This is a genomic window from Alloalcanivorax sp. (genome assembly GCF_964221125.1).
Lineage (GTDB): Bacteria > Pseudomonadota > Gammaproteobacteria > Pseudomonadales > Alcanivoracaceae > Alloalcanivorax > Alloalcanivorax venustensis.
The window spans coordinates 20313-40663 of sequence record NZ_CAXPXK010000013.1 but is presented as its reverse complement, the minus strand read 5'-3'; the positions used below and the strand labels follow the sequence as shown (position 1 = coordinate 40663).

Annotated in this window: 18 protein-coding genes and 1 tRNA gene; 11 read left to right on the top strand and 8 right to left on the bottom strand. The window is 66.0% G+C overall.

The annotated features are described in order from the left end of the window. Positions 1–69: 69 nt before the first annotated feature. The 3 genes from ACEQZD_RS01760 to ACEQZD_RS01750 all read right to left on the bottom strand — a co-directional run bounded on the left by ACEQZD_RS01760 (position 70) and on the right by ACEQZD_RS01750 (position 2321). The gene (locus ACEQZD_RS01760; RefSeq protein ID WP_370183606.1) at positions 70–1824 is read right to left on the bottom strand and encodes an alkaline phosphatase PhoX; all 1755 of its coding nucleotides are present in this window, start codon (positions 1822–1824) and stop codon (positions 70–72) included. Positions 1825–1949: 125 nt separating this feature from the next. Then, the gene (locus ACEQZD_RS01755) at positions 1950–2174 is read right to left on the bottom strand and encodes a hypothetical protein (RefSeq protein ID WP_335628063.1); all 225 of its coding nucleotides are present in this window, start codon (positions 2172–2174) and stop codon (positions 1950–1952) included. A gap of 60 nt (positions 2175–2234) precedes the next feature. Further along, positions 2235–2321: transfer RNA gene (locus ACEQZD_RS01750), tRNA-Leu, on the bottom strand. A 253-nt stretch (positions 2322–2574) separates the two neighbouring features. On the opposite strand from ACEQZD_RS01750, the gene rnr reads away from it, so the two are divergent. The 11 genes from rnr to ACEQZD_RS01695 all read left to right on the top strand — a co-directional run bounded on the left by rnr (position 2575) and on the right by ACEQZD_RS01695 (position 13264). Continuing rightward, positions 2575–5052: a ribonuclease R gene (gene rnr / locus ACEQZD_RS01745; protein ID WP_370183605.1), complete on the top strand. Its 2478-nt coding sequence runs from the start codon at positions 2575–2577 to the stop codon at positions 5050–5052. Then, positions 5049–5801, top strand: coding sequence for a 23S rRNA (guanosine(2251)-2'-O)-methyltransferase RlmB (gene rlmB / locus ACEQZD_RS01740; RefSeq protein ID WP_370183604.1), 753 nt, complete (start codon positions 5049–5051; stop codon positions 5799–5801). The genes rnr and rlmB overlap by 4 nt, the downstream gene beginning before the upstream one ends. Before the next feature lie 128 nt (positions 5802–5929). Next, the gene (rpsF, locus tag ACEQZD_RS01735) at positions 5930–6271 is read left to right on the top strand and encodes a 30S ribosomal protein S6 (protein ID WP_194856399.1); all 342 of its coding nucleotides are present in this window, start codon (positions 5930–5932) and stop codon (positions 6269–6271) included. After that, complete coding sequence (gene priB / locus ACEQZD_RS01730; RefSeq protein ID WP_335628417.1) at positions 6268–6579, top strand: primosomal replication protein N; 312 nt, start codon at positions 6268–6270, stop codon at positions 6577–6579. Before rpsF ends, priB begins: the two co-directional genes overlap by 4 nt. Before the next feature lie 21 nt (positions 6580–6600). Further along, on the top strand, positions 6601–6831 hold the full coding sequence (gene rpsR, locus ACEQZD_RS01725) for a 30S ribosomal protein S18 (RefSeq protein WP_067611543.1): 231 nt from the start codon (positions 6601–6603) through the stop codon (positions 6829–6831). 15 nt (positions 6832–6846) lie between these two features. Continuing rightward, the gene (rplI, locus tag ACEQZD_RS01720) at positions 6847–7299 is read left to right on the top strand and encodes a 50S ribosomal protein L9 (RefSeq protein WP_370183601.1); all 453 of its coding nucleotides are present in this window, start codon (positions 6847–6849) and stop codon (positions 7297–7299) included. A 100-nt stretch (positions 7300–7399) separates the two neighbouring features. Further along, positions 7400–8791, top strand: coding sequence for a replicative DNA helicase (dnaB, locus tag ACEQZD_RS01715; RefSeq protein ID WP_194856400.1), 1392 nt, complete (start codon positions 7400–7402; stop codon positions 8789–8791). A 6-nt stretch (positions 8792–8797) separates the two neighbouring features. Then, positions 8798–9865, top strand: a complete 1068-nt coding sequence (alr, locus tag ACEQZD_RS01710) for an alanine racemase (RefSeq protein ID WP_370183598.1) — start codon at positions 8798–8800, stop codon at positions 9863–9865. Positions 9866–9874: 9 nt separating this feature from the next. Further along, positions 9875–11239, top strand: a complete 1365-nt coding sequence (gene radA / locus ACEQZD_RS01705; protein WP_194856402.1) for a DNA repair protein RadA — start codon at positions 9875–9877, stop codon at positions 11237–11239. After that, positions 11236–11886 (top strand): TrkA family potassium uptake protein, encoded by a 651-nt coding sequence (locus ACEQZD_RS01700; protein ID WP_370183595.1) that lies wholly within the window; start codon positions 11236–11238, stop codon positions 11884–11886. The genes radA and ACEQZD_RS01700 overlap by 4 nt, the downstream gene beginning before the upstream one ends. A 10-nt stretch (positions 11887–11896) precedes the next feature. Then, complete coding sequence (locus tag ACEQZD_RS01695) at positions 11897–13264, top strand: TrkH family potassium uptake protein (RefSeq protein WP_370183594.1); 1368 nt, start codon at positions 11897–11899, stop codon at positions 13262–13264. A 15-nt stretch (positions 13265–13279) separates the two neighbouring features. On the opposite strand, the gene ACEQZD_RS01690 is transcribed toward ACEQZD_RS01695, so the two are convergent. The 5 genes from ACEQZD_RS01690 to ACEQZD_RS01670 all read right to left on the bottom strand — a co-directional run bounded on the left by ACEQZD_RS01690 (position 13280) and on the right by ACEQZD_RS01670 (position 20189). Beyond that, positions 13280–13711, bottom strand: a complete 432-nt coding sequence (locus ACEQZD_RS01690; protein WP_194856404.1) for a hypothetical protein — start codon at positions 13709–13711, stop codon at positions 13280–13282. 156 nt (positions 13712–13867) lie between these two features. Next, the gene (locus tag ACEQZD_RS01685; protein ID WP_370183593.1) at positions 13868–14962 is read right to left on the bottom strand and encodes a PepSY domain-containing protein; all 1095 of its coding nucleotides are present in this window, start codon (positions 14960–14962) and stop codon (positions 13868–13870) included. Between the two features lie 18 nt (positions 14963–14980). Further along, positions 14981–17101: a TonB-dependent receptor gene (locus ACEQZD_RS01680; RefSeq protein ID WP_335628053.1), complete on the bottom strand. Its 2121-nt coding sequence runs from the start codon at positions 17099–17101 to the stop codon at positions 14981–14983. A gap of 108 nt (positions 17102–17209) precedes the next feature. After that, a complete protein-coding gene (locus ACEQZD_RS01675; protein ID WP_370183590.1) occupies positions 17210–18025 on the bottom strand; it encodes a DUF547 domain-containing protein in 816 nt (271 codons plus the stop codon). 19 nt (positions 18026–18044) lie between these two features. Next, entirely contained in the window at positions 18045–20189 is a 2145-nt protein-coding gene (locus ACEQZD_RS01670; protein WP_370183588.1) for an FAD-dependent oxidoreductase, read from the bottom strand. Positions 20190–20351: the final 162 nt, after the last annotated feature.

Here is a 20351-nt window from a genome sequence, read left to right as displayed (position 1 = left end):
CCTGAACATAAAAACAGAAAAAGGGGAGGGCGCGATGCGCTCCTCCCCGGGTCCGGAAAGCCGGATCAATCAGGCTTTCGGGTCCAGCAGCCACACCATGTTGTTCTCGTGGTTGCCGGTGTCTTCGCCGATCAGCAGGCGACCGTCGTCCATCACTTCCACGTTGTCCGGGCCGGACAGGCCGTCCACGCTGCAGGTGTTGGCGGCGTCGGTGGGGTCGTAGGGACCGCCGAGCTCCACCATCTCCAGGCGTGACACGTTGTAGTCCGCTTCCAGGGGCATGCGGAAGGCGCCGCCGCAGCGGGCGTCCTGGTTGGTCAGCTGGATCGCGCCTTCGCTGTCCAGCATGTTGCCGGCGATGTCGGACATCACCACATAGACGTGCGCCTGTTCACCGTTGCCTTCGACGCTGGCCTGGGCGCGCTTCTGGTTCACGTTGATGCCTTCCATCTTGTTGAACTCGCCGGTGGCGCCCAGCTTCACCGCCGCCTTGCGCGATTCCAGGAACGCCGGACGGTCGTCGGCGAACGGGCTGGCGGCGACGCTGCCGCTCTCGTCCAGGTCCTGGTTGAGCTTGGCTTCCGCCCAGTCGTTGATCTGCTGGTCGGAGATGTAGCTGTTGGCGCCGTCCACGTAGTCGGCGGTGGTGACGTCGTCGTACTCGTCCACCCAGCTCTCGATGTCCGCGTTACTGGCGCTGGCCAGTTCCACCCAGTCGATGTCGAAGCCGGCTTCGGCGGCGTCCATGGGCAGGGTGTCCTGGGTCACCGCGGCGGCGTACAGGGTGCCGCTGCTCAGATCACCGGCGGTGTCGGCCACGAACTTGAACAGGATCACGCCGCCGCCGTCGTCGCTCATATAGACGGTTTTCTGGTCCGGCATCACCACCGCGTTTTCATGGGAGTAGCGGCCCAGGGTGAAGTGCTTCACCGGGGTCGGCGTGCCGGTGGGGTCGGTAATCTCGACGATGTAGCCGTAGTCGTAGGGGTTGGGGTAGGTCACCGTGTAATCGGTGTTGATCTCGCCGGCCAGGTAGTCGGCCAGATCCTGAACGCTGCCCTGGCCGGGTGCGTTCCAGTTCACGGTATTGTCAAAGTACAGCTCTTCGGAGGTGAGCGGCGTGTTCCACGGGGAGACGGTGCCGAAGCAGTTCACCCAGGTGCCCTTCACGGCGGAGAAATCGACCATGGAAGCGTCGTTGTCCTGGACCACCCAGCGGCCTTCGTCGGTGCGGATCAGGTGCAGGCGGCTCATGCCGCCGGGACGGTCTTCCCAGTTGGTGAACAGGTAGCCTTCGTCTTCGCTGACTTCCACCCAGCCGTTGAAGTCCGGGTCGTTGGAGACCTTGATCAGGGCGGTGCCGTCCTGCACGGCGATGCCGCCCAGGCCCGGCTGCGGGGCGCCGGCCCAGGCGTCGCCCTGCTGGCCGAGCACGTTATAGCGGCCGGTGGCCACCCGCATGATCTGCTTTTCTTCGTCGGTTTCCGGTACCGAGACGCCCTCGAACGGCTTGTTGATGTCGGTGTTTTCGATCAGGCCCACGGTGGCGTGGCGGTAGACGTGCCCTTCGGCGTCGGGCGTCACGTTGGCGTCGGAGGGGTGCTGGATGTTGGTGAACACCTCGCCGTCCTGCTTCAGGAACAGGCCGGTGGCTTCCGAACCCAGGGGCAGGGTGGCGACGCGGGTCAGGCGTTCCATCTGGATGCCGCCGGTGTCACCGCCACCGTTATTGCTGTCGCTATCACCGCCGCAGGCGGCCAGGGCGAGCGAGGTGGCGATGGCCAGCGCGCTCAATTTAAAACGGGCGTCGTTCCGCAGATACATGGGTTTCTCCGTCTTATTCAGAATGGGATTGGGGAGGCGGCCAATCCTGACGGAGGAAAATGTCAATTCAGTGTTCGTAAAATGGCGGCTATGTGAATGCGGTCTTCACGGAGACGCCGGTCACACTATTTCTTGCGGCGGCGGGTGATTACGATCAGAACGATGGTGAGGCCCAGGGCGCCGGCGGGGAACAGCAGCAGCAGGCGTTCACGGCGTTTGGCCTTCTCCAGCTGGGCGTTGGCTTTCCGGACTTCCGGGTTCACGGCCTGGTCGGCCTGTTCCTGGGCGACCACCGGAGTGGCGGCACTCAAACCCAGAGCCAGAATCAGGGAAGCAAGGAAAAGGCGCATGCTGAAGGGGCCTTTAGAGCGGATACAAAAAGGGCTCCCATGGGGAGCCCTTTTCTGAATTGGTGCCGAGGAGAGGACTTGAACCTCCACGGGGTTGCCCCCACTAGCACCTGAAGCTAGCGTGTCTACCAATTTCACCACCTCGGCTTGTTTCGTTGAACGACCGATTCCGGCCCTTCATCGCGAAAGCGCGTGCATTCTAGTATATGATGCCGGGATGTCAACGGTTAGTTCCGAAAACATTGGGCATTTCGCCCGTTCGAGGCTACCCGCCCGGCCTTCCGCTTCCGGCTTGATTTCGCCGGCCCCCGTGGTGCGTGAGTCCCCTGCTGGGTTAAGGTAGCGCCCGCCGGCGCCATCCGGCGGGCTTATACACATGTATTTTATTAGAGGTTATTGAATGGCACCCAGGAAACGCTATAAGGATCCCCACGCGGACCGGGAGGCGTCGAAGTACGAGAATCCGGTTCCCAGCCGCGAGTTGATCCTGCAGGTCCTCGACGACCAGGGAAAGCCGCTCGGTAAGCACGACCTGGCCGGGCTCCTGGACGTGGACGAAGACGGCGAGGTGGGCCTGGAGCGCCGCCTCAAGGCGATGCTGCGCGACGGCCAGCTGGTGGAAAACCGCAACGGCAAGGTGGGCATCGCCTCGCGCATGGATCTGATCGCCGGCCGGGTGCAGGGCCACCGCGACGGCTTCGGCTTCCTGATCGCCGACGAGCCCGGCCGCAAGGACCTGTTCCTGGCGCCCCGGCAGATGGAAAAAGTGATGGACGGCGACCGGGTGCTGGTGAGCACCGCCGGCGTCAACCGCTTCGGCAAGGAAGAGGCGCGCATCGTGGAGATCACCGAGCGCGCCGTCACCGAGATCGTCGGCCGTTATCACCGCGAGGCCGGGGTCAGCTTCATCGAGCCGGAAAACCGCCGCATCACCAAGGAAGTGCTGGTCGAGGACCTCAACGGCATCAAGCCCGAGCACGGTGACCATGTGCGCGCCGAGATCACCCAGTACCCGTCCCGCGACCAGCACGTGCTGGTGCGCCTGCTCGAGGTGATCGCCACCCCGGACCAGGCCGGCATGGAAGTGGAGGTGGCGCTGCGCCGCTTCGAGATCCCCCACCAGTGGCCCAAGGGCGTGCCCGAGGAAGCCGAGCGCTTCGGCGCCGAGGTGCCGCACCCCGCCAAGGCCCACCGCGTGGACCTGCGCGACCTGCCGCTGGTCACCATCGACGACGAGAGCGCCAAGGATTTCGACGACGCCGTCTATGTGGAAAGCCGCCAGCGCGGCGGCTGGCGCCTGATCGTGGCGATCGCCGACGTCAGCCACTACGTGCATCCGGGCACGGCGCTGGACAACGAGGCGCACAAGCGCGGCAACTCGGTGTACTTCCCCAACCGGGTGGTGCCGATGCTGCCCGAGGCGCTGTCCAACGGCCTCTGCTCGCTGAACCCGCACGTGGACCGACTGTGCCTGTACTGCGACATGCTGGTGTCCGCCAACGGCCGCATTTCCCGCTTCGTGTTCCGCGAAGGCGTGATGCGCTCCCGTCACCGCCTCACCTACAACAAGGTGGGCGCGATTATCGAGGAGCCGGAATCCGAGCTCGCCACCGAAACCGTGAAGAGCCTGGACGACGAAACCCTGGATTCGGTGTGGGCCTTCCACGAGATGTACCTGGCCTTGCGCCGCCGCCGGGAACTGCGTGGCGCCATCGACTTCGAGAGCAACGAAAGCCGCATCCTGTTCGATGAGCAGTCCAAGATCCGCGACATCGTGCCGGTGCAGCGCAACGTGGCCCACGTGATGATCGAGGAGGCGATGCTGGCGGCCAATATCTGCGCCGCGCGCCTGCTCGAGAAGGCGGAGCTGCCGGCGCTCTACCGGAACCACGAGCCGCCCAAGGAAGAGCGCCTGACCAACCTGCAGCAGTTCCTGGGCGGGCTGGGCCTGAGCATTCCCTGGTCGGAGGGGCCGATCGGCCCGCAGGTGTTCCAGGAGCTCGGCGAGACCATCGCCGAACGGCCGGACCGCCAGGTGATCCAGACCATGATGCTGCGCACCATGAGCCAGGCCAAGTACGAGGCCCATGTGAAGGGCCACTTCGGGCTGGCCTACAACGCCTACACCCACTTCACCTCGCCGATCCGCCGTTACCCGGACCTGCTGGTGCACCGTGCCATCCGCTATCTGATCCGCAGCGGCGCGGACACCCCCCACGCGGACAACCCGGGCGGTCTGCCGGCGATCCAGCGCGATCATATCCTGCCGTTCAGCCTCAACGACATGATCGCCATGGGCGAGCACTGCTCAATGACCGAGCGGCGCGCCGACGACGCCACCCGCGACGTGGAGCAGTGGCTCAAGTGCCAGTACATGGAAGACCACCTGGGCGCTGAGTTCGACGGCGTGGTCAGCGGCGTGGCCGCCTTCGGCCTGTTCGTGCAGATCAACAACCTGCACATCGACGGCCTGGTGCACGTGGCCAACCTGGACAGCGACTACTACCACTTCGACGACGTCAACATGGCGCTGGTGGGCGAGTCGTCCGGGCGCCGCTTCAGCCTCGGTGACGCGGTGACGGTGAAGGTGGCCGGTGTGCACACCGACGACCGCAAGATCGACCTGGAGCTGATCAGTTCCACGCCGGCGCCGGGCAAGCGTGGCGGCCCCAAGCCCAAGGCGGCGGCCAAGAAGGGCGCCCGTAAAGGGGCCAAGAAAGGCGCCGGCCGCAAAAAGCCGGCCGCCGGCAAGGGCGGCGGTGACGCCGGTGGCGGGTCCGAGCGGGAAAAGATCGCCCGCGGTGACATCCCCGGCGACGCCAAGAGCGGCGACGGGGCCAAGAAGAGCGGCCAGCGTAAGCCGCGCCGCCGCCGATGAACAAACCGCTCATGTATTCCGGCATCCACGCGGTGGAGTCGCTGTTGCGGCACCGCCCGGAAGGGGTGCTGGAATTGTTCGTGCTGGACACCCGCGCCAAGCGCGGCGACGCCCGGCTGGAAACCCTGATCATCGCCGCCCGGGACCAGGGCATCGCGGTGCAGTACAGCCGCCGCGAGTCGCTGGACAAGCTGGCCGGCCCGCAGAACCAGGGCGTGGTGGCCCGTGCCCGGCCGCGCAGCGCCGGCGACGAGCAGGCCCTGGCCGCGCATCTGGACGGCCTGGATCATCCGCCCCTGCTGCTGATCCTGGAAGGGGTCACCGACCCGCATAATCTGGGCGCCTGCCTGCGCAGCGCCGACGCCGCCGGCGTCGACGCGGTGGTGGTGCCGCGCCGCCATGCCGCCGGGCTGACGCCGGTGGCCTGCCGCAGTGCCGCCGGCGCCGCCGAGGCGCTGGCCTACTTCGAGGTGGGCAACCTGGCGCGGGTGCTGGAAATGCTCAAGGACCGTCGTATCCAGGTGGCCGGCACCGCGCTCAACGAGCGCAGCCAGTCGCTGTTCGACTTCCAGCCGGACGCCGCCCTGGCGGTGGTGATGGGCGCCGAGGGCGAGGGGCTGCGGCGCCTGACCCTGGAGCGCTGCGACGATCTGATCGCCATCCCCATGGCCGGCGACGTCCAGAGTCTCAATGTCTCGGTGGCCACCGGGGTGGTGTTGTTCCACATCCGCGCCCGGCGCCCGGCGTAAACCGGCGCCGCGCTTGCGGCGGCGCCCCGTTCTGAGCTAGACTCCCCGCCCTTCCGTGCCCTCCGGGGCGCGGACTCCTTGCCTCACCGCCTGTCGCGGGAGGCTGCGCAATCCGTAAGGAGCCAACAATGCGTCATTATGAAGTCGTGTTCCTGGTCCACCCGGACCAGAGTGAACAGGTTCCCGCCATGGTCGAGCGCTACAGCGCCATCGTGACCGACGGCAAGGGCACCATCCACCGCCAGGAAGATTGGGGCCGCCGTCAGCTGGCCTACCCGATCAACAAGATTCATAAAGCACACTACGTGCTGATGAATATTGAATGTGACGGCGACACTCTCGAAGAGCTGGAAAACACCTTCCGCTTTAACGATGCCGTTATCCGTCACCTCGTGGTGCGTCGCGAGCGGGCTATCACCGAGCCTTCGCCGCTGTCCAAAGCCAACGAGAAGGAGGAGGCCACCAGCTGATTTCCGGACACAATCACTGCCAACTCACCGGCGTCATCGCCAGCCTGGAAAAGGTTGCGGTTACACCGGCCGGCGTTCCCCGCCAGCGTTTCTGGCTGGAGCACCGGTCCCGGCAAGTGGAAGACGGTCAACCCCGTGAAGTCCGAGCCCGTATCGCCATTGTTCTGGTCGGCGGCAACGCCAGCTTGATCCAGGGCCTGCGGGAAGGGCAAAGCGTCACGGTCACCGGTTTTCTCTGCCAGGCCGGCTACAAGGGCGAAGCCCGGGACCGTTTGCAGTTGATCGCGGAAACACTGGAGCCCCACTAAGGAATCGAGAGGAGTTTACCCATGGCCCGTTTTTATCGCCGTCGCAAGTTCTGCCGCTTTACCGCGGAAGGTGTCGAGTTCATTGATTTCAAGGATCTGGACACCCTGAAAGCCTACATCACCGAAACCGGCAAGATCGTGCCCAGCCGTATCACCGGCACCAAGGCACGCTATCAGCGTCAGCTGGCCTCCGCTGTCAAGCAGGCCCGCTTCCTGGCGCTGCTGCCGTACGCCGACAGCCACGACAATTAAGCCGAGGGGACCGTCATGCAAGTGATCCTGCTGGAAACCATCAAGAACCTGGGTGACCTGGGCTCCGTGGTGGACGTTCGCCCCGGTTACGGCCGTAACTTCCTGATCCCGCAAGGCAAAGCCCTGCCGGCCACGAAGAACAACTTGGCCGAAGTGGAAGAGCGTCGCGCGGAACTGGAAAAACAGGCCGCCGAGCTGCTGAGCGCCGCCGAAGCGCGCGCCGAGAAGCTGGCTGAAGCCACCATCACCGTGGGCGCCAAGTCCGGTGACGAAGGCAAGCTGTTCGGCTCCGTTGGCACCGCCAACATCGCCGACGCGATCAGCGAGCAGACCGACGTGGCCGTCGAGAAAGCGGAAGTGAAGCTGCCGCTGGGCGCGATCCGCCAGACCGGCGAGTACGAGATCGACCTGAGCCTGCACGCCGACGTGACCGTGACCATCAAACTGACCGTGGTGCCCCAGGAGTAATCCCGGCCTGCGTAAGCGGTTTGCCCCCACGGGGGCACGGTGACAGAATCAGGGCACTGTCCGGCAACGGGCGGTGCCCTTTTCGTTTAACGGACCTGCCATGAACGAACCCCTGAGTCTGGACGATCATCTCCCGGATAATCTGCGTATCCCGCCCCATTCCCAGGAGGCGGAGCAAGCCGTGCTGGGGGGGTTGCTGCTCAACAACGAAGCCTGGGACGAAGTGGCCGAGCGGGTCGGGCCCAAGGACTTCTACCGCAAGGAACACCGGCTGATCTTCCAGGTGGTCGATCAACTGGTGGAAGAAGAGAAGCCCTGCGACCTGGTGACCGTGTCCCAGGCGCTCACCCACCGTGGCGAGCTGGACGACGTGGGCGGCATGACCTACCTGTCGGACCTGGCCCGTAACACGCCCAGCGCCGCCAACATCAACGCCTACGCGGACATCGTCCGTGAGCGCAGCATCCTGCGCCAGCTGATCCAGGTGTCCCACGGCATCGCCGAGCAGTCCTTCAACCCCAAGGGCACGCCGTCGCTGGAAATCCTCGACGCGGCGGAGTCGGCGATCTTCGAAATCGCCGAGCAGCAAAAGAAGGGCAGCGGCCCGCAGGACATCAAAACGGTCCTGAAAAAAGCCGTCGACCGCATCGACGAGCTCTACAAGAACAAGAACTCGCTGACCGGTCTCACCACCGGCTTCGAGGAGCTGGACAAGATGACCTCCGGCTTGCAGCCCTCGGACATGGTGGTGGTGGCCGGGCGGCCGTCCATGGGTAAAACCACCTTCGCCATGAACCTGTGCGAAAACGTGGCGCTCAAGGCGCACAAGCCGGTGCTGGTGTTCTCCATGGAGATGCCCGCCGACGCCATCGTGATGCGGATGCTGTCCTCGCTGGGGCGCATCAACCAGACCTCGATCCGTTCCGGGCGCCTGGATCAGGACGACTGGCCGCGCATCACCTCGGCGATTCAGATGCTCAGCGAGCAGAAGTTCTTCATCGACGACACGCCGGCGCTGAGCCCCCTGGAACTGCGCACCCGGGCGCGACGAGTGGCGCGCGAGTGCGGCGGCCAGCTGGGCATGATCATGATCGATTACCTGCAGCTGATGCAGGTGCCCGGCGCCGACAGCCGTGTTAACGAGATCTCGGAGATCTCCCGCTCGCTGAAGGGCCTGGCCAAGGAATTGAACTGCCCGGTGGTGGCGCTCTCGCAGCTCAACCGCTCCCTGGAGCAACGCCCCAACAAACGCCCGGTGATGTCCGACCTGCGGGAATCCGGGGCCATCGAGCAGGACGCCGACGTGATCATGTTCCTGTACCGGGACGAGGTCTATAACCAGGACACCACCGAAAAGGGCATCGGCGAAGTGATCATCGGCAAGCAGCGGAACGGCCCCATCGGCACCGTGCGCGTGGCGTTCCGGGGCGAGTACCTGCGCTTCGACGACCTGGCGCCGGAATACTATCAGCAGTATGCCGGCGACGAGTAACGGCGCATGCGCGGTACCTTTCTGGAAATCCGCCCCCGGGCCCTGACCGACAACGCGCGCCGCGCCCGGGCGCTGGCCAACGGCGCCCGGGTGTTCGCCATGGTCAAGGCCAACGGCTACGGCCACGGCCTGGGCCTGGCGGCCCGCGCCTTCGCCAACGCCGTGGATGGCCTGGGCGTGGCGGTGATCGAAGAGGCCCAGGCGCTGCGCCATCTGGGGCTGGCCCACCCGGTGCTGGTGGCGGAGGGCTTCTTCGACGCCGACGAGCTGGCCCTCGCCTCGCGGCTGCATGCGGAAGTGGTGGTGCACTCGCCCTGGCAGGTGGACCTGCTGGCGGCGCGGCCGGCCCCGCTGGGGGTGTGGCTCAAGGTCAACACCGGCATGAACCGGCTCGGCATGGCGCCGGGCCTGGCCCGGGCCCAGGCGGCGCGCCTGCGCGCCATCCCCGGGGTGCGGCTGCTCGGCGTGATGAGCCATTTCGCCTGCGCCGACGCCGAGGACGACACCTTCACCGACCACCAGCTGGCCATCGCCGACACCCTGGCCAAGGAGCTGAACGTGCCGCTCAGCGCCGCCAACTCCGCCGCGCTGATCCGCTACCCCGACGCCCGTGCCCGGCGCGTGCGCCCCGGCATCATGCTCTACGGCTCCTCGCCGTTCCCCTGGCGCAGCGCCGCCGATCTGCAACTGGCGGTGACCCAGCGCTTCAGCGCCCGGCTGATCGCCATCAACCCGATTCAGGCCGGCGACACCGTCGGCTACGGCGCCACCTGGCGCGCCGACGCCCCGGGCCGCATTGGCGTGGTGGCGGTGGGCTACGGCGACGGCTACCCGCGCCACGCGCCCAGCGGCACCCCGGTGGCGGTGAACGGCCGGCGCACCCGGCTGGTGGGCCGGGTCTCCATGGACATGATCACCGTGGACCTGACCGGCCTGGACGCCCGGGTCGGCGACAGCGTGGAGCTGTGGGGCGACACCGTGGCCGTGGACGAAGTGGCCGCCGCCTGCGGTACCATCAGCTACGAGCTGTTCTGTCAGATCACCGGCCGGCCGGTACGAGTCATCGCCGAATAAGGAGCTTTCGTGGCGAAAAAGAAAACCGCGTTCGTCTGCAACGAGTGCGGCGCCGACTTCCCCAAGTGGCAGGGCCAGTGCCCGGCCTGCGGCGCCTGGAACACCCTGCAGGAATTCGTCGTCGATCCGGCCATGCCCAAGAGCCGCTCCGCGGAACGCAGCGGCTTCAGCGGCCAGCTCTCCGAAGTGCGCCAGCTCAACGAAATCGCCCTGGAAGACAGCCCCCGCATCAGCGCCGGCATGGACGAGCTGGACCGGGTGCTGGGCGGCGGCCTGGTGCCCGGCTCGGCGATCCTGCTGGGCGGCCACCCGGGGGCCGGTAAATCCACCCTGCTGCTGCAGGTGCTGTGCCGGCTGGCGGACCGGGAAAAGTGCTTCTACATCACCGGCGAGGAATCCCTGGCCCAGGTGGCGATGCGCGCCGACCGCCTCAAGCTGCCCAAGGAAAAACTGCGCCTGGCGGCGGAAACCGACGTGGAGCAGATCCTCGAGCTGGCCCGCAAGGAGCAGCCGCGGCTTCTGGTGGTGGACTCGATCCAGGTGATGTATCTAGCCGGCCTGCAGTCGGCGCCGGGCAGCGTCGCCCAGGTGCGCGAAGGCGCCGCCGCCCTGACCCGCTTCGCCAAGCAGACCGGCACGGTGCTGCTGCTGGTGGGCCACGTCACCAAGGACGGCACCCTGGCCGGGCCCAAGGTGCTGGAGCATATGATCGACTGCTCGCTGATGCTGGAAGGCTCCGCCGACGCCCGCTTCCGCACCCTGCGCGGGCTCAAGAACCGCTTCGGCGCGGTCAACGAACTGGGCGTGTTCGCGATGACCGGCGAGGGATTGAAAGAGGTGAAGAACCCCTCGGCGATCTTCCTCAACCGCGCCGACGACATCGCCCCCGGCTCGCTGGTGACGGTGGTCTGGGAAGGCACCCGGCCGCTGCTGGTGGAGCTGCAGGCGCTGGTGGACGCCAGCCACTTCGGTAATCCGCGGCGGGTGTGCGTGGGCCTGGAAGCCAACCGGCTGGCCATGCTGCTGGCGGTGCTGCACCGCCACGGCGGCATCCAGGTGGGCGACCAGGACGTGTTCGCCAATGTGGTGGGCGGCGTGAAAGTGGCGGAGACCGCCGCCGACCTGGCGCTGGTGCTGGCGATCGTCTCCAGCTTCCGCGACCGGCCCCTGGGCCGGGACCTGGTGGTGTTCGGCGAGATCGGCCTGTCCGGCGAGATCCGCCCGGTGCCGCAGGGCCAGGAGCGCCTGTATGAAGCGGTCAAGCACGGCTTTAAACGTGCCATTATTCCCAAGGCCAACAAGCCCCGTCAGTTGCCGGACGGCGTCGAAGTGATCGCCGTGAGCACCCTGGCGGAAGCGCTGGAGCAACTATGAAAAAACAATTCGCGGTGATCGGCCTGGGCGGCTTTGGCGAGTCCGTGGCCCTGGAATTGATGCGTCTTGGCCATGATGTGCTGGGGATCGATTCCAGTGAAGCGAAGGCCAACCAGATGGCCGATAAGCTGACCCAGACGGTGATCGCCAACGCCAGCGACGAAGAGGCCCTGCGCGAACTGGACCTGCACCGTTTCGACGCCGTGATGATCGCCATCGGCGAACACATCGAAGCCAGCGTGCTGTGCACCATGCACGTGATTTCCCTGGAGGCGCGGGAAGTCTGGGTCAAGGCGATCACGCCAACGCACCACAAGATCGTTGAAAAGCTCGGCGCCAACCGGGTGTTCCACCCTGAGTACGAGATGGGGCTGCGCATCGCCCAGTCCCTGGCGCACCCCAACATGCTCGATTACATCAGCCTGGGCGACAATTACTTCGTGATCGAAATCCGGCCCGGTGAAGTGCTCGAGGACCGGCCGTTGTCCGAGCTGAACATCGACGACACCGAGGTGCGCCTGCTGGCCATCAAGCACGGCCAGAGCGTCAGCCTCAACCCGTCGCCGGACCAGCGCCTGCGCCGCAATGATCATTTGGTGTTGGTGGGCGAGGAAGAAGCTCTTCGCCACTTCTCGGAAAACCTGTGAGTGTGGGCCGATGAGAACCTGGCTCCCCGGCTTGCGCGGCCGCGCCAGCCGCCAATTGCGCCGCGCCTGGCGCTACAGCCCGCCGGTGATTCTGGCCGCCAGCTTCGCGGTGCTGATTCTGCTGGGGGCGTTGCTGCTGTGGACGCCCTGGGCCAGCCCCGGCCAGGACCTGGGTTTCTGGCAAGCGCTGTTCACTGCCTGTTCGGCGGTCACCGTGACCGGGCTGGTGGTGGTGGACACCGGCGCCGATCTGACCCTGTTCGGCCAGGTGGTGGTGCTGGTGCTGATCCACCTGGGCGGGCTGGGTCTGATGAGTTTCGCCGCCCTCACCGTGATGGCCCTGGGCGGGCGCTTCGGCCTGCGCGGCCAGCGTCTGGTGCGCGAAGCCATGGACCAGACGTCCCCCGGCGATGTGCTGATCCTGGTGCGTTATATCGCGATCCTGGCGCTGTCCCTGGAAGCGCTGGGGGCGGTGCTTCTGGCCATCGTCTGGGTGCCGGAGATGGGGCTGGCGCGGGGGCTCTGGTTCAGTGTTTTTCACGCCGTGTCGGCGTTCAATAACGCCGGCTTCGGTCTGCTACCGGAAAGTCTGTCGCCCTGGGCCGGGCAGCCGCTGGTCAATGGGGTGATCACCGCCCTGTTCATCGTCGGCGGGCTGGGTTTCACGGTGCTCATGGACCTGTGGCGGCAACGCCGCTTCTCCACGCTCGGGCTGCACAGCAAGCTCACCATCACCGGCACCCTGGTGCTGGCGCTGGGCGCCTGGTTGCTGATACTGCTGTTCGAATGGGGCAATGGCGAAACCCTGGGCGCGCTGCCCGCGGGCGACCGGGTTTGGGCGGCCTGGTTCACGGCGGTGACGCCGCGCACCGCCGGGTTCAATACCCTCGACACCGGCGCCCTGGCGTTACCCAGTGTGCTGCTGATCATGTTCCTGATGTTTATCGGCGGGGGCAGCAACTCCACCGCCTCGGGCATCAAAGTGAGCACCTTCATGGTGGTGATGCTGGCCACGCGATCGTTTCTGATGGGGCGCTCCCAGACCACCGCGTTTCGCCGTGGCATTGCCCTGAGCTCGGTGTTCCGGGCCCACGCCGTGGTGGTGCTCAGCCTGATGCTGTTGATGCTGGGTAATTTCCTGCTGGTGATCCTGGAACCGGATCTGCGCGCGCTGGACGTGCTGTTCGAAGGCTTCTCCGCGTTCGGCACCGTGGGGCTGTCGCGGGGCGTGACCACGGAGATGTCCACCGCCGGTCAGGGCGTGCTCATGTTCCTGATGTTCGTCGGTCGCATCGGGCCGCTGGCACTGGCGTTTTCCCTGGCGCGGCCCCGTGATGCCAAGGTGCGTTACGTGGAAAACCAGGTGCAGATCGGCTGATCCGGGCGGCGCGGCTCAGAGGCCGTCCGCCTCCAGGCTGAGATGACGGGAGCGCCACCAGCGCCAGGACACCACGGTGTCGAAGAACAGCGCCACGGAATTAACCATCACCACCAGCACCGCCAGCAGCCATTCGTCCAGATGCATGTCGTCGGCGCCCCAGCCGCCGATCAGGCGCGCCACCAACGCCACCTGCAGCGGCACCCAGGCGATCAGGTGGGGCAGCGCCAGCGCCCGGTTCACGGACGCGTAGTGCCACAGCGTGACGCCGTTGGCCGCCAGCACGAACAGGGTGGCCAGCGCCACCAGACCGCCGCTGGCGGTATGCAGCATGAAGAAGCCGGTGGCATTGACGGGGATAAGGACCAGCAGGATCCAGACGCGCATCGAAAGCGGCAGGCGCTGGCAGGAGGCCTGGATGCGGTCCAGGCGTTCACGATGGCTCATGGCACGTTTCCCTGAGAACGAATTACGATCCGAATTCCGTTTCCGGACTACCCATCATGCCACTTTCAGGGTCAACCCTGCGCCAACAGTGACATGGGATTGTCATCAACCCGTCGGTAAGTAGGGCCGCTGCCTCGGGTTTTCAAGAGCGGAATATCAGCGGGATCGCCGTGACCGGCGCCGCAACTGGTGCTTGCGCCACCACAGGTAGAGGCCGGTGCCGAACAGCAGGGCCGGCAGCCAGCCGCCGAGAAACACCAGCCAGCGCCCGGCGAGCCCGAGGGCATCGCCGTTGTGCAGCGGGAACTGCCAGCCCATGAAGCGGCTGCCGGCGGCCACCGAAAGCGGGTCCCAGGTGGCCAGCACCGCGCCATCGCGGGGATCCACCCAGACCCGGCTGGCGCCGTGGTGGGACCAGGCCTCGCCGGGCTGGTTGAACGACAGCCGGTAGGGCGTTTGCGCGTCGCGGGGCAGGTCAATGCGCTTTAGATCGCCTTCGGGAAAGGCGCTTCGGCCGGCGGCCACGATCTGGTCCACGCTGAGCCTCGAGCCGCTGTCGGCGCGGGTCTCCAGCGTCGGCGCCGGCATCGGTTCCAGGGGCAGGGCGGTGCCCACCAGGGCCTGCACCGGGCCGTGGAATACCAGACTGACGCCGCTGAAGGCGGCCACCAGCAGCACCGGCGTGATGTAGACGCCGGCGGCCTTGTGCAGATCGAAGTTGAGCCGGAACGGGCCCTTGTCGGTGCGCACGCTGAGCGCCCGCCGCCACCGGCCCTTGCGCGGCCACCACAGGTACAGGCCGCTGAGGCAGAAGAACATCAGCACCAGGCCCAGCACGCCCACCACGTACTTGCCGGTGGTGCCGGCCAGCAGCGTGTAGTGCAGCCGGTAGACCCAGCTGGTGGGGTAGGCGCCCCACTGGCGTACCGCCAGCACCTCGGCGTCGGCCGGGGAGACGCTCACCTGCAGCGGGCCGGGGGCGCCTTCCGGGCCGTCGAAGCGCACCGTATGGGGCCGCCCCGGACCGGGCGAGGGCTCCAGACGCCGTGCCGGCTTGCCGGGCAACGCCGCCTCGGCGGCGGCCAGCACCGCGCTCAGCGACGCCGGGTCGGCGGCGGGCTGGGTGCGCAGTTGCGGGGTCAGCCACTCGTCCAGGGTGTCGTGAAACACCAGCAGGCTGCCGGTGACGCCGGTGAGCGCCAGCAGCAGCCCGGCGATCAGTCCGGCGTATTTATGCAGCTTGAGCAGCATGAACTCTCGGGGCGCGGGTTAGAAATCCAGATTGTACCCCAGCGACACCACCCGGCCACGGCCGGCGAAGAAGCGGCTGTCCAGCGTCGAGGCGGCCTGTGAGAAGTAGGTGATGTACTGCTCGTTGAACAGGTTCTCCACGCCCACGGTGACCTGGCCCTTGCCCAGACGGTAGCCGGCGAAGGCATCGAACAGCTGGTAGCTGTCGAAGCCGAGTTGCGGCCCGGGGATGCCGCGGCTGAAGTAGTGATTGCCCTGCACCTGGGTGGTGAGTTTCGGCGACCAGTTGGCCTGCCAGCGCACCGTCAGCCGGTCCGGGCCGATGTTGCGGCCGTCCAGACGGGTGTCCACCACGCCGTTGTCGTTGGAATCGAACTTGCCGCTGACGTGGGCATAGGAGGCGCTCAGGCGGTGACCCTCGCGGAACCGCCAACCCAGGTCCGCTTCCACGCCGTGAATCTCGGTCTTCTCCCGCTGCACTTCGAACACGCCGTTGCGCAGCGCCAGCCGCGAGCCGAAGTCGGAATCGGATTCGTAGTAGCTCACCTCGAAGTCCACGGCGCCCTGGGACAGGCGCGCGCCGATCTCGCGGTTGTCGGTGACGATCGGCTCCAGATTAACGTAGTCGTCCACGTCCTGGCCCGGTTCGTCCACGGCGCGCAGCACCCGGCCCACGTCCGGCATGCCGAAGCCTTCCGAATAGTTGGCGAACAGCTGCGCCCAGTCCGTGGCCTGGAACACCACGCCGGCGTTGAACAGGGTTTCCTCGAAGCGCGGGCTGCCGCCCTGCACGGTCTGGCTGCCGTAGGAGGCCAGGGTGGTGTAGGTGTCCACGTCCAGCTTGGCGTACTCATGGCGCACGCCGCCGTGCAGGGACAGCCGGTCGGTGGCCTGGTAGTTCAGCTGCAGGAAGGGCGCCGCGTTCTGGAACTCGGTCTCCGGCACCCATTCGCGGCCGGTCTGGGCCAGAATCTGGCTGGTTTCGTCCTGCAGCAGGTCGAGGCCGGTGGTGGCCTTCAGGTTACCGTCGAGCAGGCCGTCCCGGGTCAGGGTGAACTTGGCCCCGTACTTATCGGATTCGTTCTGGGACTGGTCGAACAGGGTGCCGGCCGGAGCAATGGTCGGATCCTGGAAGGTGCCGAAGGTGTCACCGCCGTAGCGGGCACGGAAGCGCTGGGTGTACAGCTGCAGGCGCACATCGTTGCCGGCCAGATCGGTGTTGCGGTAGGAGAGGCTGGTGGTGAGCGCCTCGTTGCGCACCGGGTCGCCGGCCGGGTCGCCCTTCACCGAGGTGGCGGGCACGCCATCGGCCCGGTCGCCTTCGATGCCCACGTAGTCGTGGTTGCCTTCCAGCTCGAAGCGGTTCACCGAAAGCTCCAGGTTCTGGGTGTCGTCCAGCCAATAGCCGATCTTCATGAACACGTCGTAGCTCTGCGAGTCCATGATATCGCCCTGGGCCTGGTCGATGCCCACGGCGCGGCCGTCGGCGTCGTAGAACAGGCCCCGGGATTTATAGGCGCCGCCGAGCAGGAAATCCCAATCGCCGTGGATGCCCTCCAGGCGGTAATCGGTCTCGTAGCTCAGGCCGTCGGATTCGTAGTCGGTGGGGGCGCTCACGCCCACCCCGATGTGCTGGCGCAGGTCGGTGCCTTCCGGGCGGCGGGTGACGAAGTTGATGATGCCGCCGGTGGCGCCCAGGCCGTGTTCGGCGCTGGCGCCGTGGATCACCTCGATGCGTTCCACCATGGCCAGATCAATGGTGTAGCCGTCACGGCTGCCGTCGCGCAGCGGGTTGGACTGGGGAATGCCGTCGACCAGGAACAGCGGGTCCCGCCCGCGAAACGTCTCGCCGGAGTTGGTCAGCTTCTGGCGGCTGGGCGAATAGGAGGGAATCAGATTGCTGAGCACCTGGGCCTGATCACTGGTGATCGCCATTTGCTGCTCAATCTCGTCCCGGTTGATCACGGTGATTTTCTGCGGTGTCTCCCCGGCCTCGCTGTTGCCCCGGGTGGTGGTCACGGTGACCGGCTCAAGCTGGTTGGTATCTTGCGCCTGGGCGGCGGTGGAGATGGCGGCCGTCAGCGGCAGCAGTGAGAAAGACAGAAAAGACAGCGGCAAGCTGTAACGCAAGCGGAGCACGGGAACCCCTCCAAAAAAGTGTCAGATTTGTAAGGCGGAGGGGAACTTATAGTTAATGCGAATTATTGTCAATATCGTTTCAGTTGCCGGCCCGGGCCTGGCGAGGCTTCAGGGATTGTTGCTCGCGGTATTCAGCGACCAGTCGTAGTCCAGAAAGCGGACCGGCAGATCGCCGGCTTCCAGATTCCGGCGGGCCTCCGCCGGCAGCGCCAGAGCATCGGCGTATTGCAGCAGGTAATCGCCGAGGCTGCCGGCGCTGTCCTCGAAGTCCTCTTGGTACCAGTCGAAAATGGACGACACCCTCAACACCTCGTCCTCCGCGTCGTAGCGGTTACGGCGGCGGTCGGAAAGAAAGCGGCGGGTGCTGTCCGCCAACTGCGCGTCCAGCCGCTCGCCGGTGTAGGCTTCCGGGCGCAGGGCCGGGCACCCGATCGAAGCGCAGTTCACCGCGAAGTGAATGCGCGGGTCCATCAGTGACGGATTGCCACGGATCATCTGATGTTCCAGCTCGTCGAGGGTGCGCTCTTCGCCCAGCAAGGTGAAAAAGCGCTGGCTCCAGGGGCCGGAAAAAATCGAACCGATGTCGCGGATCGAATCCGGCCGGCTGTCCTGCTTCAGAATCAGCTTCACGGTGAAGGCGTTGTAGGCGTTGATCAGGAACGCCAGCTTCTGGTCGTTGCTGAAACCCTTGAAGGTGGCCTGATCCACGGCGCTGAGACGCGCCAGATAGTCATCCAGGGCGGCCTGGTCCGCGGCCATGCCGTCGTAGTCCACGGCGCTGGCGACCCCGTCCCGGTGCTCGCTGACATGCGCCTGAAGCAGGTCGTCCCAAGGCTGATGGTCGAACGCCAGCGCCGGTGTCGCCAGCACCGCCATGACGGCGATCAGCGCGCCCAGGGCGGCGGGCAATGTGAGTTTCAGCATGATCTCACCTCCTGTCGATTCAGCGTTGCCAGGCATGGAAGCGCTCCACCCAGCGCAGCAGGCCCTCCGGCTTGTGCGCCTTCTTCCACTCGCCGGCGGCGAATTTATTGGCCTCCGCCATGGTCGGGTAAATATGGATGGTGCCGAGGATCTTGTTCAGACCCAGCCCATGCTTCATGGCCAGCACGTACTCGCTGATCAGATCGGAGGCGGACTCGCCGACGATGGTGACGCCCAGGATGGTGTCCTTGCCCGGCGGCGTGAGCACTTTGACGAAGCCGTGGTCGGTGCTGTCGGCAATGGCCCGGTCCAGATCGTCGATGCCGTAGCGGGTCACTTCCACCTCGATGCCCTGTTCGCGGGCCTCGTCCTCGCTCAGGCCCACGCGGGCCACCTCCGGATCGGTGAAGGTGGCCCAGGGGATCACCCGGTAGTCCACCTGGAACTTCTTGAAGCGGCCGAACAGGGCATTCACCGAGGCGTACCAGGCCTGGTGGGCGGCCACATGGGTGAACTGGTAGGGCCCGGCCACGTCGCCGCAGGCGAAAATATTGGGGAAGCGGGTGCGCAGGAAGCCGTCCACCGCCACGGTGCCGTTTTTCTCGGTGGCGACGTTCATGGCCTCCAGGCCCAGGCCGTCGGTGTTGGCGCGGCGGCCCACGGCCACCAGCACCGCGTCGAACGGCAGGCGCTTCTCGCCGTCGTCCGCCTGCACGTACAGTACCTTCTCGCCGTCCTCCACTGCGAAACGCGCCGCCTTATGGTTGGTGAGCACGGTGACGCCGCTGTCGCGCAAGGACGCGGTCACCAGGGCGGCGGCGTCTTCGTCCTCGCGGGGCATCAGGCGCGGCAGCATCTCCACCTGGGTCACCTCGCTGCCCAGGCGCGCGAAGCTTTGCGCCAGCTCACAGCCGATCGGCCCGCCGCCCAGCACGATCAAGCGGCGGGGCTGCTCCGTCAGGGTCCACAGGTTTTCCGAGGTGAGAATGTCGATTTCGTCGATACCGGGGATCGGCGGCACGAACGGCCGCGCGCCGGAGGCGATAATAATATTGCGGGTGGTCAGGGTGCGCTCGCCCTCGGCGGTATCCACGGTGACTTCCCAGGGCGAGGTGATGCGCGCGCTGCCCTGCACGCAATCCACACCCAGCTCGGTGTAACGCTCCACCGAATCGTGGGGCTCGATCTTGCCGATCACCTTATGGATGCGCGCCATGACGTCGGCGAAATCGAAACGCGGCGTGATGCTGGTGAAGCCGTAGCGCTGCGGCTTTTGCTCCAGGTGCGCCAGCCGCGCGCTCTTGATCAGTGCCTTGGACGGCACGCAGCCGGTATTCAGGCAGTCGCCGCCCATCTCGCCTTTCTCGATCAGCGTGACACTGGCTTTCACCGTGGCGGCGATATAGGCGCTCACCAGCCCGGCGGAGCCGGCGCCGATCACCACCAGATTGCGGTCGAAGTGCTTCGGCTTTTGATAACCCCGGTACACCTTGCGCGCCTGCAGAAACGCCATCACCGCCTTCGCCAGCCAGGGGAACAGCCCCAGCAGCACGAAGGCGCCGATCAGATCCACCGACAACAACCCGGACAAGCTTTCCAACTCGCCCAGCTGGGTGCCCGCATTCACATACACCGCCGTGCCCGCCAGCATCCCCACCTGGCTGACCCAGTAAAACGTCCAAGTCTTCAGCGGCGTGAGCCCCATCACCAGATTGATCACAAAAAACGGAAACGCCGGAATCAAACGCAACGTAAACAGGTAAAAGGCGCCGTCCTTCGCCACGCCCGCGTTGATCTTCTTCAGCCGCTCACCGAAGCGGCTCTGCACCGCGTCCTTGAACAAAAACCGCGACGCCAGAAAGGCCAGGGTCGCGCCCACACTGGACGCGAACGACACCAGCACCAACGCCACCCAGAACCCGAACAGCGCCCCCGCCGCCAGCGTCATGATCGCCGCTCCCGGCAAACTCAACGCCGTCACCGCCACATACAACAAAAAGAACCCGCCCAGCACCAGCACCGGCTGCTCCGCCGCCAGCGACTGAAACGCCCCGCGCTGCGCCTTCAAATAATCCAGGCTCAGATACTGCCCCAGATCAAACACAAAATAAGACGCCACCAGCGCCGCGATCACGCCCAACAGAGCCACTTTCTTAACGTTCATTCCATCGCATCCTTAATGACCAGGCGGAGTCTGCCCCGGAGCCTTTCGGCCGACTCCGGCGCGGTGTGTGTTGGTGACGTCCAGAACCGTATGAGCGCAGGGATGCGCGAATCGAGCCCCCAGGGACGGGTTCACGGCGTGTTCTGGACGTCACCAACACAC

Excerpts from the sequence above, each read along its gene's own strand:
- alr (WP_370183598.1), top strand. The coding sequence starts at position 8,798 with ATGCGCGGTACCTTTCTGGAAATCCGCCCCCGGGCCCTGACCGACAAC.
- rplI (WP_370183601.1), top strand. The coding sequence starts at position 6,847 with ATGCAAGTGATCCTGCTGGAAACCATCAAGAACCTGGGTGACCTGGGC.
- ACEQZD_RS01760 (WP_370183606.1), bottom strand. The coding sequence starts at position 1,824 with ATGTATCTGCGGAACGACGCCCGTTTTAAATTGAGCGCGCTGGCCATC.
- ACEQZD_RS01690 (WP_194856404.1), bottom strand. The coding sequence starts at position 13,711 with ATGAGCCATCGTGAACGCCTGGACCGCATCCAGGCCTCCTGCCAGCGC.
- rpsF (WP_194856399.1), top strand. The coding sequence starts at position 5,930 with ATGCGTCATTATGAAGTCGTGTTCCTGGTCCACCCGGACCAGAGTGAA.
- ACEQZD_RS01670 (WP_370183588.1), bottom strand. The coding sequence starts at position 20,189 with ATGAACGTTAAGAAAGTGGCTCTGTTGGGCGTGATCGCGGCGCTGGTG.
- rnr (WP_370183605.1), top strand. The coding sequence starts at position 2,575 with ATGGCACCCAGGAAACGCTATAAGGATCCCCACGCGGACCGGGAGGCG.
- rlmB (WP_370183604.1), top strand. The coding sequence starts at position 5,049 with ATGAACAAACCGCTCATGTATTCCGGCATCCACGCGGTGGAGTCGCTG.
- dnaB (WP_194856400.1), top strand. The coding sequence starts at position 7,400 with ATGAACGAACCCCTGAGTCTGGACGATCATCTCCCGGATAATCTGCGT.
- ACEQZD_RS01700 (WP_370183595.1), top strand. The coding sequence starts at position 11,236 with ATGAAAAAACAATTCGCGGTGATCGGCCTGGGCGGCTTTGGCGAGTCC.
- ACEQZD_RS01695 (WP_370183594.1), top strand. The coding sequence starts at position 11,897 with ATGAGAACCTGGCTCCCCGGCTTGCGCGGCCGCGCCAGCCGCCAATTG.
- ACEQZD_RS01685 (WP_370183593.1), bottom strand. The coding sequence starts at position 14,962 with ATGCTGCTCAAGCTGCATAAATACGCCGGACTGATCGCCGGGCTGCTG.
- rpsR (WP_067611543.1), top strand. The coding sequence starts at position 6,601 with ATGGCCCGTTTTTATCGCCGTCGCAAGTTCTGCCGCTTTACCGCGGAA.
- ACEQZD_RS01755 (WP_335628063.1), bottom strand. The coding sequence starts at position 2,174 with ATGCGCCTTTTCCTTGCTTCCCTGATTCTGGCTCTGGGTTTGAGTGCC.
- ACEQZD_RS01675 (WP_370183590.1), bottom strand. The coding sequence starts at position 18,025 with ATGCTGAAACTCACATTGCCCGCCGCCCTGGGCGCGCTGATCGCCGTC.